The organism is Listeria cossartiae subsp. cayugensis, assembly GCF_014229095.1.
GTDB lineage: Bacteria > Bacillota > Bacilli > Lactobacillales > Listeriaceae > Listeria > Listeria cayugensis.
The window spans coordinates 75115-90439 of the sequence record NZ_JAARZC010000001.1 but is presented as its reverse complement, the minus strand read 5'-3'; the positions used below and the strand labels follow the sequence as shown (position 1 = coordinate 90439).

The window sequence follows — 15325 nt, the reverse complement described above, 5'->3', positions numbered from 1 at the left end:
ATGAATACTGCTTTACTGATGTTTAATAAGTTTATTTTTCTTAGAACAGAAACAAAATAATTAGCTGATACCAAAGATATCATTATCTATATGTACTCTCAAAATGTCCATTTCATCTTCCGCATCAGCCACCCCTTCACCCAAAATCACGTATTCCCTATTTCCTGTTTAGCAGCTCGCATTATTTCCAACCTATTTTGCACAACAAGCAATGAAGGATTCTTTCTCCAAATCTCTGCATCTCCAATAACATATAATCGATACTTAGCTCTTGTAACAGCAACATTCACAATATTTTCATTCACCCAGTTTACTGCTCCAGACGCACTAGCATCGCAACCTAATAAAAAGACTACCTCTCTTGATTCTTTACCTTGAAATTTATGGACGGTTCCACAATGAGTATCAAACCAAGCATCCAATAATGATTTGTCATAACGTTTTAGCGTAGAAGACTTTTTAGCTTCTTGTACAAATCCTCTTATTACTGATGTGAAAGGAGAAATAATGTAAATATCAGCTTTACCTTTCTGTTTTTCAAATGCTCGTTCAACAACTGTTACAGCTTTTCTTGCTTGGTCAGGAACATGATGATTTTTATTGCCAATTTCACTACCATCAACAGAAATCCAAACCGACTTTTGAAAGACTAAATTTTTTTCAACGGCTTCTTTAGGGGCAGCGGTTTGATAAAGCATCGTGTTGTCATAAGACAATTCATTCGAGATAGCAAACATTGGATTTAAACACCTCCGATGAATAACTAATGGGCAACCCACCCACTGTTTTTCACTTCGATCATTTGAAGAAAGAAAGCTCCCAATATAATTTAAACTGTCGGCAAAACTTTGAACGGAAATCATCTTTCCCTTATACCATGAAAACTCTTCTCTAGCGAATAGCTCCATTAAAAGACTCACATCATCTGTCACCACTGGTTCTACTTGCTTAGGATCACCAACAACAATAGCTTTCTTAAACCGCCAAAGCGCGCCAACTGCCATTTGAGGAGTAGCCTGTCCAGCCTCATCAATAATTAATTGACCTAAACTTTCCGGCTCTTCTATATCAACCAAGAATCTACTGACAGAAGCAAATGTAGTTGAAATAACCGGCGTTACAAGAAAAATTGTATTTAGTAGTGCTTTAAAACAATGCCTCCTGTCATTATCTGTAAAACGACAAAACTCATTGTCTCTATTCTTCTTAAATTTCCACAAATAACCCCAATTAACTAGATTCGACTTCACTTTTTTTGAAGTTAAAATGAAATACTTATTCACCTGTAAAGCTAAATAGAATAATTTCTCTCTTTCTCGGTCATATTCTTTTGTCACCCATGGATTTGCGAGTTGAGCTTCTAATTGAGTTTCCGTATTTTTATCATGTAGTTTAGCAAAAAACGCTTCTCCAAGAGCTATAGTTCCACTTTGCTCTAAAACTTTTATTTCTTTTTGACTCTCTAATTCTACATTCTTTGCGTCTTCTCTAAGTTCTCTCAATCTTACCCTATTTTTTTGAATTTCCTTTTCATATAGAAAGATTTCATGATGTGCTTTTTTGAATTTATTTTCCAACTTATCTTTATACATTTTTTGTTCGAAAAGTATGTTTTTTTGTTTAGAAATTACTTCTTGTTGTTTTTGCTCAAACAAAATCGCTAACTTTTCATCCTTTTGTAAAGATAGCAGTCCACTCTTTAGTTCTTCTAGACTTAGTAAACGTTGTGTTTTCAAAAAACGCTTAAATACTATCTCATGGATCTTTCTCTGGTCTTCTAACTCCATTATTTCTTTTGCTATTTCTGTAATTTGTTCTCTTAGAATACTAGTTTTCTTTTTTAAAAGAAGAAGCTTATTCTCTTCTACCTCAAGCTGAAAATAAGTTTGTTTTATTGTTGGAGAATATTGATTCAATTCATTCTCATATCTCATCTTCTCTTTATTAAAGTAATCAATTTGGTTCAAAAACTTTTTACTTTCAGTATAAATATGTTGAATTTTACGATCAATTGCTTCTAATTTAAACCTCTTTTTTTCATTGATTCTTGTACTTTCATGTAAAAATCGTTGAAAATTAACAACTTTTTGATATTGGTTTTTAAAGTCCTTCTTACATTTTTCAAACTCTTTATAATTCACTTCTTCAACCTTAGTTATACTCTGAATTATAGGCTCAATTACCTGATAATAATAATTTGATAAATTTGCTCGTTTTCCTAAAGGAGCAGATATCAATCCCCACTCATCCAGTAATTCTTTGTTTCCGATGTTGTCATAATTATGTTTTAATAGATGAGCAAGTACGGTAAAATAGACATCTTTTCTTTCTACAAGCCTTTTTTTCATTTTGTTCATATCATCACATGTTTTAACATAGAAAGAAAGTTTTGTTTGCTGTTTTCGTTGATCAAATAAATGTTTAATTTCTGCAGTTTCTTGAGAATTAATTCCACCCATTAGACCTTCATAATCTGGTAATTCCCTGGTAATATTTTCAACTGCAGCATTGTTAGATGATGCAACTAACATACTAAAATCATTAATACTGCTATCTTTAAAATCATAAAAACGTCTATTATAATTATCGTAGCCCCTGTCTTTCTTTCCACCATCTTTAAAGGCCTTTGTATCAAATGCATCGTCAGCGTATTTATATTCTGCTAAAAGGGCCGCTCTTTCTACTACATTATGTGCAATCAATTCCTTAAGTAAAGTTGTCTTACCTGTTCCTGGAGGGCCATTTACGGAAAAGACTTTTTCTTCATTTTGTAAATACGCATTAATTGCTACTTGTTGCATTAACACTGGCGAATACTTAGAAGGCCATTTTCCTTTTGGTCCATTCAAAGGGTCTAGAATTTCTTTTAATAAATCATCATTTTGTCTAATATCTTTACGCTGCTTTTCAAGCTTGGTTTGATTGCTTTCCTCATGAAGTGAGGTAACATAATTAACGAAGTCATGATTACCTTCTTCTGTGTTTAAATTATTTAATACTAACTCAAAATCATTTTGAAAAAAGCTCGTCATTAATTCACTATGATCTTCCAAAATATCATTATGTTTATCATATTCCGCTTGATCTTTAAAGCGAGTATAGATCATTTTATTATAGTAGTTTTCATAATTTTCGCTTGAAGTAGAAACATACTTCTTTATAAATACATTTACAATATAATAAAATATTTCTTTTAACTTGTCGGCAGTGACCTCATTATCATCTTCATCCTCAGGAAAAAACTTTGCTTCAATGATAGCCATCGTTCTATAGTATTCTTCTAACCTCAGCTTTGTTTTAAGTTTATCAGGATAGTGACAACAAATCGTCATTCCCCACAATAGTGGCGATAAACGCAGTGACTCTTTAATGTACAGTCCCTCTGAATTAACTTTTAATGCAAACATAGCAATATTTTCCGCATTATTTTCAACCGTTTCTTTACCTTTGAATTCTTGATAAAGTGTATCAATAATAATTTTCCTTTGCATCCGACCAACTACAATATGAAAATCACTACTAGTAATTGGTAATTGTTCATTAAGTTTTTCATTATCTTTAATCTTCTCTTTAATGGTTTGTCGCTCTGTTACTTCCTCAAAAATAGTTAGCTTGTTTTGATTTATCTCTTCCATTTTTGATAACTGTACTTTTCTATCTTCCGTGTTTTGTATTGGAAACGCTTTTTGATTCAAAAATTCTATTAATCGCCAAAATTCAATAATTTCCATGGCTTTTAGTTGTTTTGTTTTCATAACTGCCCCGCCTTATGCTATGTCTTCATCTCACAAAAGTTTCTTTTTATATATTATTCAACTCAAAATAATCATTATCAATCCGGAATATCGTATACTGATTTTCAGCTTCTACTCCAACTTTGTACTTCAGCATCAATTCCGTTAATTGAATCCCGTCAATTAACACAATACCTTGATTAACAGCAAATTCTTTTGCTCCGCTTGTATAACTAGAGGTCGTAATAAAAACGCCTCTGTCAGCTCGCACACTTGCTAATGCACCATAAAATGATTGTATATCCGATCGATTTATTTTATTATCTTCTTTGTATCTTTTAGCTTGGAGATATACTGTACTAGTGCCAAGTGGGTCCTGATTAATAATACCATCAATCCCCCCGTCATTGGATCGACTGGTTACTTTGGCACTTCCACCTTCCCCGCTATATCCCATTCTGCTAAGCAAATCAACAACAAGTTGCTCGAAAAAATATGGATCACTATTTCGAATTTTATCTAATAATTCAATAGAAACTTCATTATTCATATTATCAATAATGCTGCCAACTTCTTTTTTAGGATTTTCTTTTTCAATATCTTCACTAACACTTGTCGAAATTCCTTTGCGCTGGTTTCGGATAGCTAATTCTTTGATGTAATTAATATAATCTGGCTCTTCTTCTAACATTTTTTTAGTGAGTTTATCTCCGTTTATTTTTAATAATTGTTTACCAGATGTGGTTATTTGGTATATCCCTCTTTTGGGACGACATAATGCCCCCGCTTTATATAGTTCGCTTAACGCAAAACTAAAGCGATTAGCAAGGATAAAATCATTTGTTTCTGGATAAGTGACCAATTTAATATCTTCTGGAATATTTAAATGTTTATATACTCTATTTCTAATAGTATGAATTGTTGCCTCTTCATCATTTTTTAGTACTTCTAAAATATATGGAATGATGGAATCAAATGTAGGTAGCCCGTTCGCTGATTGTTTTAATTTTGTCCAGTCTTTATTCATATGAGGTCCCGCTTTCTCTATTATTGTTGTTAGTTATTGTAAACACATTTCAAATCAATTATACCTCTGCCTAGTCTCCGCAATCCATTCAGGCATTTTTTCCCGCAGCTTCATCTTATGCTCTAATTGGTTTCCTGCAGCCTTATTTTCTGCAATTTCATATTCAACGCTACCTATTACATCCTCAAAATAAGGGATAACACCGGGTTGCATTTCAGAATAAGCACTAACAGATTTAGCTAATATATCATCTTGATCTACAATTCCCCATTCTTTAGCAAAAGCTTGGATAACCACCTGCTCTTGTTCTTTTTTCCAAGCTTCGAAAGCATCATCAAAAGTGATATTACTAGTTATTTTACCTGGCACTAGCTCTTGCTCGACAAAATCTTTTAATAGCATTGCTTGAATGTGTTCCCCTCTATTACTAAGCTCCTGAATATCTTCATAAATAAGGCGTAACGTTTCTTTATCAGCAAACTGCATCGCTCCACTTGAATCAACTTTCGAATCGATTAAACTTAAAATATGCGCTGCGTCAATTCTTTGGTTACGAGATAATTTCGTTTTTCCAGGAAGCGGAGTACTAATAGATTCTTCATATACGATTTGCTCTTCATTCAGTAAGTTATTATAAGCACCAACATAGAGTAACCATGTATGTTCATCCATACCAAATGTCTCTTCATTCCAAGCATACTCATAATATTGCTCTACAGTTCTCCACTGAACTGCGGCATCCTTAAACGCTTTGATAAACTCTATTCGCTCCAAATCATCATTCTCAAGGCTTGCCCACGCAGTTGGATCTGGTAATGTGAGAACCATTTCATCAATTTTTATCCTCAACTTTTTAACAGCCGTATCATATAAATCCACAATGGCTAAACTACTTTTCCCGCCACTTCCGTATAATTTCAAAGCATTATTTACATCGTCCTCTGTCATTCTAGGGTATTGGAAATTGACAATACTTCCAAACTCTTTTCTTTTATCAAGAACTCTATTGGTACGTGAATAAGCTTGGATTAAACCTTGAAGTTTTAAATATCGATCCACATACAATGTATTAAGATATTTAGAGTCATAACCAGTTAACAACTGATCTGCGACTATGATTAAATCAATATTTTTCTCATTTCGACCACTACCGCCGCGAGTTGCTCGTTCTACAATATCTTCAAAATAAGCCGTTTCCCCATGTTTTTTATCACCTGCTACAAACTCAATACCTGTAAAAGCAGCATAATCGCTAAACATTCCCTTGATAATTTCTGGAGCAACATTCTCAGGATCATTTTCATTACCAAAACTGAAGGTCATCGCTATATTTAATTTTTGCCCACTTGATTGTAGTTGCTTTTTGAATTCATTATAATAGTCAATCACTCGTTTTTTATATGCAACTGTGAGTATTGCATTAAATGTCTTCTCTTGTGATTGCATATACCAATTAGCAAGTATTTCTTCGACAACTCTTGGGATATGCGTATCATCGTTATAAACTAGCAGACCTTTATTTGCTGCTATTCTTTCTACTTCTAATTCCGAGTATCTATACACTAATTTAGTAGTTTCTTTGACACCTAATTCTGGTTTTTCTAAGAGTAATCGCTTAATAAGTTTATCTCGTAACGCATCATAATTTTCAAACTCACCCGTATTAATATAATCGACGTTGAATCCTAATACATTTCCATCAGCAATCGCTTCATCAATCGTATATTTATGTAATTCTTTTCCAAATAATTTTTCCGTCGTGTTAATTACTTCACTTTTATGATTAACTTTCCCTCTAACTTCATTTTCATCAAAAAGTGGTGTCCCAGTAAAGCCATAGAATAATCCTTTTTTCTTAAAGTGTTTTTTTATATCCCCCATCATCTGCCCCATGGTTGTCCGGTGAGCTTCATCAATAATAAATACGATTTTCTTATCAGCTAAACTAGAATCATGTGTCTCTTCTAATTCCTTTATTAAGCTATTTAACTTAAACGTTGTAGTCACGATGATACCAGCTTTAGAGGACTTAAGTTCTTTTTTCAAATGATATGTGTGTTTCGTATCATCTACTGAAACAGACTCAAAAGCAGCATAAGCTTTAAAATTAGCACTTGTTCTACTATCTAGCTCGCGTCTATCAACTAAAAAGACTACTTTATCAAAACCAGCACGAGTGGACAGAAATAGCGCTGTTTTAAAACTAGTAATCGTTTTTCCAGAACCCGTTGTATGCCAAACAAACCCGCCATGTGGGATTTTATCTTCTTGATCCCAGCCAAATGCCGCGCCTTCAACTGCCTGAAGCGCATACACTTGGTACGGCCGCATAAGCATATGTCGTTTATTTTCTTCTTCTTTTGCTTCATCAATAATCAAATAATCCCCGACCATTTGGTGCGCCATAGGAATCATAAGAAAATTAGCAACAATTTGCTTCCAGTTATTCATCGGTTTATTATTTTTATCTGACCAATGAAAAACAAAACTCTGATTAAAATCTTTTATTGATTTTGGAGTAGCAAAATAGCGCGTTTCAATCTCCGTTGTCATTACCATCATCTGAGAAAACGCCATAAAATTATTTGTATATTCTCCGTTACGATAATAACGTTTAAATTGTTCAAATGCTTCATCTAAGGGCTTATCGGCACGTTTTTGTTCTACATTAATTAAAGGCAAGCCATTAATGAGTAAGACAATATCAAATCTACTTGTCTTACCTTTTTCATCTGTCATCGGCGCTTCCACTTCACGCGCAATTTTATAACTAGATTCTCCACCACGAACCTCTGCTTTTTTGAAGATAGTTAGGGTTATTTGTTTCCTTGTAACTTTCGGATTATCATCTCGATAAATTCCATCAATTTTTCCTTTACCATCTTCAATCGCTAAGAGTTTTGCCGCCTCGTAACTATTATTTATCTTCCTTACTTTTGTCATTACTTGGCTAAATTCACCGTCTGTTAGAGAAACTCCTTCTAGCTGATCTGCGTTAAGTCGGTTGAGTTCTTCTCGCCAGTGGTTAATTAAATCATTCACGGTTACTTTTTGTTTGTTTCCATCTAAAAAATCTGGTGCATCCCATTGATAATTTTGGAGTTCTGTCACAAAATTATCTTGAAAAGCTTTTTCGGACGCTTTTTTTATTGTGTTCCCCATGATTCATCCCCCGTTCTAAATGAACATTTCGTTTAAGTATGCTTTTTTGATGTTTTGTAGTTTTTGTAGTTTGCGTTGATGAAGAGCGATAGTGTCGTCGAGTTTATTGAAGAAGGTACCGATTTCTTTTTGTTCACTACAACTTGGCGTAAAAGCAGAGACAGCATTGATTGTTGTTTTTGAAAGACTCGGGACTCCTGTAGATTCATCTTTAGACTTCCAATTTATTTTTTGGAAAATAGAATGAATAAAATTTAAATCAGAATCTCTTTTAGGAACCGTATAAAATAACGTATCTACAGTCCAAAAAGGAGCTTTTAAAATATACGGTTTATCTATTGTTCCTTTTCGACCAATTCCGATTGCATCCTCTTCATAAGATAATGCTTCACCAACACTTAGCATATAGCCTCCCGTACCGTAAACCGGTATATCACCTGAATCCAGATGTTTATAGTCACGTCCAGAACGAACATCTAATATGTCCTCTAACTTACGCTGTTCCCAATCATCAGTAAATCCTGCAAATCGACGTTTTGGTTTGGTTTCTCCTTCTGCTGGAAACATTTCTGAGAGATAGGCAGTTTTTAATGCTTTTATTTTTTCTAGTTTACGTTGATGAAGAGTGATAGTATTGTCAAGTTGTTTGAAAAAGTCACCTATTTTTTGTTGTTCTTTTAATTTAGGAATATATAAAGCAAATCTAGCATACTCTTGAGCATTAATTCCTGGTTGGCCTGATCTCTGAGAAGTAACCTGAATAAAATTATTATACCTTTCTGTTAAAGTGCTTTGAAAGATAAAACTGACATTATATTCATGTTTGATTTTTGCTCTTATTAGAAACCCAGCAAAAAATACTTTGCCATCTATTTTATTGTAACAATAAGATTTTCCAGTACTTGCTCCTGTTCTCGCTAAGAGAATATCACCCTCTTCTAATAAGTAATGATTTAGGTTATCTAAACTTATATCTGGGGAGGTTAGATTATCTTGATTAAATACATGAGAACTTTCATCAATATCTGTAATTCGAATATATTTATTTTCTCCATCATATGTTTTAGAACTTGCATTAAGGCCATATTCGAAGGAATTCGCAATTTCACCTAACTTACGCTGTTCCCAATCATCAGTATTATTAAATTCCTCAAATCTTCTTTTAGGAACTCTCTTGTTAATATATGACACCTATCTCACCACCAGTTCACTCATCAATTTTTCTAATTCATTTTCTAACTTTTTACTCTCTTCATCTATATCATCAAGTGTTTCGGCATAGCGTTCATGCAACTGTTTTATAATATCTAGTTCCTTCTTAAGCGGTAATTCAATAAGCTTCACTAAATCATCCACCATTGTGCCAAACCATTTCTCGAATACTAACTCATCAATTTCTTCATCAGTTAAAACAAGAATCCGCTCATAAACAGCTTCTTTGAGTTCATTCTCTTTAGCTTTAATTTCTTTACCTAGCGAAGACTTTTCAGCTATTAATCCATCTGCTTTTTTCAACAACTCATAAGAAGAGCTTTCTTTTGTTACTCTCTTTAGTTCTGCTTTCACTGTCTTACTTTCAAATGAATCTTGCGGTTCACCTTCTGCATTTTTCTTTAATGATTCAAATAGTGCGATATTCTCTTCACTATCTTCCGTTTTAGCCGCTTCTACTAGTTCACTAAGTTCTGCTTCCACAGCAGTCAGACGAGCTTTTTTATCCTCAATTATTTGAAGTTCTTCACTATAGAAACGTTTTGCAATTAATTCATTAGGAATAATCGCGCCAACCCATCCATCTTGTTCTTCGCGCTTCTTATTTCCGCTACCTTTAGTCACCATATTTGGTTCACGTGTCCGACCAATTGTATAGAAACCACCACCTGCTATTAGCTCAGCATCATGTGTTAAACTATTTTTCCAGACTTCCGCAATAACTTGATAGCCATCATACACATCTATTCCGTCGAAAGAGGAAAGTAATTCTTTAATATTAACGAGCATTTCTTCCATCAATGGATTTACATCTACAATATTATTAATTTCATGTAATTTCTTCCAATATAGTTCAATAAAAGTTTCAGATTTTTCTCGGATAATATCTGATTTAGTAGTAATATTTTTATCAGTTAGTACTTCATTTGTTAGTTCATCCATAGGTTTTTCCAATTGAACGTATCCGTCACGAATTGGCTTCAGCGCATTATCCAACACGTTTTTCACCGTTGTCTGTAATATTTTTAGTTCGTCGATGTTTGCTTGCGGAATGCCGCCATATAGATGAGCATCTACATCATGAGGAAATTCTTCATCAATCGACTCCACATATCTTGGAATATTCATATTATAATCGTTTTCTATAATTTCTTCTCTAGTAGCTAAATGACTATACCCAGCCTTTTCAGCTCGTTCCACATAAGTATCTACAATTCTCGCAATATCTTTTTCTTGTAGTTCATTTTGTTTGCCTACTTTAATAAAATTCCGCGAAGCATCAATAACAAGAACTGGCTCACTAATTGCTCGATTCTTTTTCAAAATCAAAACACATACCGGAATTCCTGTATTTGTGAATAAATTCCCTGGTAGTCCAATAATTGTATCAATATAGTTTTTGGTCAATAGTCGTTTGCGAATTTCGCCTTCAGTTCCGCCGCGGAATAATACACCATGAGGCAACACAATTGCCATCGTTCCAGTTTGACCTAAATGATATAAACCATGCAAAAGAAAAGCAAAGTCTCCCTTTGAATCTGGTGGTAAAACACCTGCTATTTCAAAACGAGGATCACTTACTTTTAAATTAGATTTATTCCAGTTTGCTAATGAATAGGGCGGATTCATTACAACTGCATCAAATAACACTCCCTCAGCCGGACGACTTGGATCTTCAGGCCAGTCTTCTGATAAGGTATCACCATTTTTAACGCTCATTTTCTCAGGGTGTACACCATGAAGCAATAGATTCATTCGCGTTAAGTTGTATGTAGCAGTGTTTTTTTCTTGTCCATAATAGTTTAAATCTTTTTGGACATCTTCTTTTAAATGTTTTTTCACCGTTAGTAATAATGAGCCAGAACCAACTGTTGGATCATAAATAGAAGTAATATTAGAAGTTTTAGCCGCAATTTGTGCCATAACTTCACTTACCTGTCTAGGCGTATAGAATTCCCCAGCTTTTTTCCCAGATTCCATAGCAAATTGACCAATTAAATACTCATAAGCATCCCCCAGGACATCACTTTTTTGCAAAGCAACCATGTTTAAATCTTGGAACAACTCAATTAAAGCTTTGATATTTTTACTACGTTCATTTAAGTTGCTACCTAATGCGGTATCTGTTAAGTCAATGGTAGAACTTGAAAATAAACCTTGGAAATCATCAGAATCGCCTGATACAGCAATTGTTCGCTCAAAATTATTCAAACTATCAATTACTTTTTGGACCTCAAATTCACCGATAGCAATATCTTTTAACCATGTTTGATATAGATGTTCTGGTAGCACAAAATAGCGTAAAATACTTTGAATCATTTTATCTAAATTTTCGCCATGATACGCTCTATCTTTGACATATTCTTCTACTAGTTCCGCTTCAGATAACTGTCCTTTACCCGCTATTGATTTATATGTTTCTAATGTCTTATCACTTAGAAATTTGTAAAACATTAATCCTAGCATGTAATCTTTATAACGACTCGCATCCATGGAACCACGGAGTTCATTTGCTCCGTCCCACAGTCTACGTTTAATTTCATCGGATGTAATCATTATTTATCCCCCACTACATTAATATCTAGTTTATATAAAATATTTTTCTGTTTTTTATTTTCAATTTACATAATTATATTTTACCATCTTTATACCTATAAGAGCCACTTTATTTATATTATCCTAAAAAACCAATTTCCACTTCCAAAGTGGAAAATAATAATTTCACCTCCCCCATTTTTCCAGCTATAGTAAATACAAATCAAAAGGAGGTCTTTACGTGACAGATAGCAACGAACTAACAACAGAACTCGATTCCATGGCGATCATCTTACACGCCGGGAATGCGAAAAGTTGTGCTTTTGAGGCACTGAAAGAAGTTAAACAGCAAAACATCGAAGCTTTCACGCAGAAAATTACTGAAGCGAAAGATGAGATTAAACTGGCGCACCGAGCGCACGCGGAACTTTTACGAAAACTATCTTCAGAGAACCGAATGAGAGAGGTGGATTTACTGCTTGTTCATGCGGAGGGTCACTTGTCTTCTACGGATATTGCCGTGGAAATGATTCGGGAACTTGGAGAAATTTATCAATGGAAATGGAGTTTATCGAATGAATAATAACTTTTTATGGGGAGGTGCAACGGCCTCTTATCAATGTGAAGGTGCTTGGAATGTGGATGGCAAGGCGGAATCGATGTGGGACTACTACTTGCACGAAGCAGGTCTTGAGAATGGCGATGTGGCGAGCGATCACTACCACCGCTATGAGGAAGACATTCGGATGATGAAAGAAGGCGGGCAAAATTCCTATCGTTTTTCCTTATCTTGGCCGCGAATTATTAAAAATAGGCAAGGTGATATCAACTTAAAAGGGATTGAATTTTACCAAAATTTATTAGATGCGTGTAAAAAATATGATATTGAGCCGTTTGTGACACTTTATCATTGGGATTTGCCGCAATATTGGGAAGAAACTGGTGGCTGGTTGGATCATGATGTTTGTGCTGCATTCGAGCATTATGCCAAGGTTTGTTATGACCATTTTGGCGATAAAATCACGAATTGGACCACTTTTAACGAACCGAAATGGTTTGTTGCTAACGGATATAAAATCGGCAACTACCCGCCCGGTTATCAAGATACGCAAAAAACGATGATTGCCGCTTATAATGTGATGTATGCGAGTGCTTTAGGTGTGAAGGCTTTTAAAGAAGGTGGCTATCCAGGGCAAATTGGCATTGTTCACAGCTACACGCCGGTGAACGGTGTCGATGAAAGTATCGAAACGAAAATCGCAATGCGCTACGCTGATAACTATTGCAACAACTGGATTCTCGACACAGCCGCACTTGGCGAATTTCCAGTCGATCTCATTGCTGAACTAGCAAAATCGCACGACATCAGCTTTATGAAAACAGACGAACTACAAACAATTAAACAAAACACCGTCGATTTCATCGGCTTAAATTACTATTCGCGCACGCTCGTTAAACCTTACACTGGCGGCGAAACACAGCTACAATTTAACCACAGCGGTAAAAAAGGAGAAAGTAAAGTTCTCATCAAAAACTGGTTCGAACAAGTGAAAGATCCCGCCAACGAAACGACCGAATGGGACACAGAAATTTATCCAAAAGGCTTACAAGATGGCTTAATCGAGGCTTACGAACGCTATCAATTACCACTTTATGTGACGGAAAACGGCATTGGTGTTCGCGAAGATGTTTCAGTGCCACAAGTAGATGATGCCTACCGAATCGCCTTTATGAACGACCATATTAACGCCATTTTCAACGCAATCGATGCTGGTTGTGATGTTCGCGGCTACTACGCTTGGTCTCCGTTCGACCTTTATTCTTGGAAAAATGGTGTCGAAAAGCGTTACGGACTTGTGGCAGTTGATTTCGAAAACAACCAAATCAGAAAACCAAAAGCTTCCTACTACTGGTTCAAAGAAATGATTGAAAGTCAGGGAAAACTCATCAAACGAAGAGAATTTTAAAAAAAGGAGCAGGAAAATGAAAAATATCATGTTAGTTTGTAATGCTGGTATGTCTACAGGAATGCTTGCGAAAAAAATCGAAGCCGCTTCTGGCAACACATTAAACGTCACTGCTTATAGTGAATCCGAGTATACCGATTATTTGGATGGTGTCGATCTTGTTCTTATCGGCCCTCAAATCCGTTTCCTTATGCCACAAATTAAACAGGCCGTCAGCGTCCCAGTCCATGCCATTTCGCCAGTAAAATACGGCATCATGGACGGCAAAGGGGTTTACGAAGACATCCAGAAATTAATAGGAGGATAAAAACATGCGATTTAATACCATTAGCGAAAAAATGGATCAATATATTTCCCCGCTGGCTAACAAACTTAGCCAGCAACGCCATTTGAAAGCAACCAGAGATGCCTTTATGTCCATGCTGCCAATTACATTGTTTGGTTCGATTCCGATTATTTTGAAAGCGGCTCCAGTAACAGATGATACGAAAAACGGCTTCCTGCTTGCCTGGGCTAACTTCGCTGAAAAATATGATTTAATCCTAAATTGGATTAGCGGAATTACACTTGGCGCCATGTCGTTATATATTTGCGTCGGTATCACGTATTATTTATGCAAACACTATCACGAAGATTTCTTACGCCCACTCATGTTTTCTATCGCCGGTTTCTTTATGCTCGTACTTAATCCAATCAAAATGGGTTGGGACGGCAAAGAAGTCGACATCAGTTTCCTTGATGGACGCGGAATATTACTCTCGATTTTCGTTGCCATCGTTACCGTAGAAGGTTATCATTGGATGCGCAAGAAAAACGTTGGTCGAATAACCATGCCCGATAGCGTTCCAGCTTCACTATCTGAGACATTCGCAGCCTTAGTTCCTGGTATTATTTTAATGACCTTTTTCTCGATTATCTTTATCATTTTCAACCTACTAGACACAACAGCCATCCAATTCTTATATGAAAAAATGGCGCCGAGCTTCAAAGCAGCCGATAGCTTACCATTCACGATTCTAAGTATTTTCCTAGTTCACCTATTCTGGTTCTTCGGTGTGCACGATGCCGCACTTGCCGGAATTCTAGGCCCAATTCGTGACGGAAACCTTTCAATCAACGCCGCTGAAAAAATGGCTGGTCAAGATTTGACGAATATTTTCACGACACCATTCTGGACATATTTCGTTATCATTGGTGGTTCTGGTTCCGTTCTCGCACTTGCCTTTTTAATGATGCGATCCAAGTCCAAACAACTAAGCACCGTCGGGAAAGTCGGCTTCTTACCTTCGATATTCGGAATTTCTGAGCCGCTGATTTTCGGAACACCACTAATGCTGAATCCGATTTTCTTCTTCCCGTTCATTTTCACATCCGTCTTTAATGGCGTTATCACGTATCTTTGTATGTATTTCGGGATTGTCGGAAAAACGTTCGCCGTCTTCTCTTGGCAAATGCCCGCGCCAATTGGAGCCTTTCTATCTACCATGGACTGGCGAGCCATCGTTCTCGTATTCATCTTGATTTTCTTAAACGGCCTAATGTACTACCCATTCCTAAAAGTTTATGAGAAAAATCTCGTCGCTTTAGAAAAAGAAGCCGAAGACGAAAACATCGCTGCTAATTAATAGCCACTTAAATAGAGATTGGGACAAAAAAACTCGTCTCTTTCTCTATTTGGTGTTGTATAA

9 protein-coding genes are annotated in these 15325 nt (G+C 35.6%); 4 read left to right on the top strand and 5 right to left on the bottom strand.

What is annotated here, in order from left to right; genetic code table 11:
* Nucleotides 1-146 precede the first annotated feature (146 nt).
* The 5 genes from HCB49_RS00385 to HCB49_RS00365 are packed head-to-tail and all read right to left on the bottom strand — an operon-like array spanning nt 147 to nt 11691.
* Nucleotides 147-3755: a DEAD/DEAH box helicase gene (locus HCB49_RS00385; RefSeq protein WP_185603732.1), complete on the bottom strand. Its 3609-nt coding sequence runs from the start codon at nt 3753-3755 to the stop codon at nt 147-149.
* 46 nt (nt 3756-3801) lie between these two features.
* Nucleotides 3802-4761: a restriction endonuclease gene (locus HCB49_RS00380; RefSeq protein WP_009924159.1), complete on the bottom strand. Its 960-nt coding sequence runs from the start codon at nt 4759-4761 to the stop codon at nt 3802-3804.
* 54 nt (nt 4762-4815) lie between these two features.
* Nucleotides 4816-7923: a type I restriction endonuclease subunit R gene (locus tag HCB49_RS00375; protein ID WP_185603730.1), complete on the bottom strand. Its 3108-nt coding sequence runs from the start codon at nt 7921-7923 to the stop codon at nt 4816-4818.
* Between the two features lie 15 nt (nt 7924-7938).
* A complete protein-coding gene (locus HCB49_RS14420) occupies nt 7939-9114 on the bottom strand; it encodes a restriction endonuclease subunit S (RefSeq protein WP_185603729.1) in 1176 nt (391 codons plus the stop codon).
* Nucleotides 9115-11691 carry a type I restriction-modification system subunit M gene (locus tag HCB49_RS00365; RefSeq protein WP_185603727.1) on the bottom strand — a complete coding sequence of 859 codons (2577 nt, stop codon included), beginning with the start codon at nt 11689-11691 and terminating at the stop codon, nt 9115-9117.
* 220 nt (nt 11692-11911) lie between these two features.
* Between HCB49_RS00365 and HCB49_RS00360 the strand changes: the two genes are divergently transcribed.
* Genes HCB49_RS00360 through HCB49_RS00345 form a run of 4 tightly spaced genes read left to right on the top strand, consistent with a single transcriptional unit; the run spans nt 11912 to nt 15262 of the window.
* On the top strand, nt 11912-12253 hold the full coding sequence (locus tag HCB49_RS00360; protein WP_003722921.1) for a PTS sugar transporter subunit IIA: 342 nt from the start codon (nt 11912-11914) through the stop codon (nt 12251-12253).
* On the top strand, nt 12246-13637 hold the full coding sequence (locus HCB49_RS00355; protein WP_185603725.1) for a glycoside hydrolase family 1 protein: 1392 nt from the start codon (nt 12246-12248) through the stop codon (nt 13635-13637). The genes HCB49_RS00360 and HCB49_RS00355 overlap by 8 nt, the downstream gene beginning before the upstream one ends.
* A 16-nt stretch (nt 13638-13653) precedes the next feature.
* Entirely contained in the window at nt 13654-13944 is a 291-nt protein-coding gene (locus tag HCB49_RS00350) for a PTS sugar transporter subunit IIB (protein ID WP_003722919.1), read from the top strand.
* 4 nt (nt 13945-13948) lie between these two features.
* Nucleotides 13949-15262 carry a PTS sugar transporter subunit IIC gene (locus tag HCB49_RS00345; RefSeq protein WP_008946715.1) on the top strand — a complete coding sequence of 438 codons (1314 nt, stop codon included), beginning with the start codon at nt 13949-13951 and terminating at the stop codon, nt 15260-15262.
* Nucleotides 15263-15325: the final 63 nt, after the last annotated feature.

What these genes read in the sequence shown, in the direction of transcription:
- HCB49_RS00345 (WP_008946715.1), top strand. Translation starts at nt 13,949, where the DNA reads ATGCGATTTAATACCATTAGCGAAAAAATGGATCAATATATTTCCCCG.
- HCB49_RS00375 (WP_185603730.1), bottom strand. Translation starts at nt 7,923, where the DNA reads ATGGGGAACACAATAAAAAAAGCGTCCGAAAAAGCTTTTCAAGATAAT.
- HCB49_RS00380 (WP_009924159.1), bottom strand. Translation starts at nt 4,761, where the DNA reads ATGAATAAAGACTGGACAAAATTAAAACAATCAGCGAACGGGCTACCT.
- HCB49_RS00385 (WP_185603732.1), bottom strand. Translation starts at nt 3,755, where the DNA reads ATGAAAACAAAACAACTAAAAGCCATGGAAATTATTGAATTTTGGCGA.
- HCB49_RS00350 (WP_003722919.1), top strand. Translation starts at nt 13,654, where the DNA reads ATGAAAAATATCATGTTAGTTTGTAATGCTGGTATGTCTACAGGAATG.
- HCB49_RS00355 (WP_185603725.1), top strand. Translation starts at nt 12,246, where the DNA reads ATGAATAATAACTTTTTATGGGGAGGTGCAACGGCCTCTTATCAATGT.
- HCB49_RS00365 (WP_185603727.1), bottom strand. Translation starts at nt 11,691, where the DNA reads ATGATTACATCCGATGAAATTAAACGTAGACTGTGGGACGGAGCAAAT.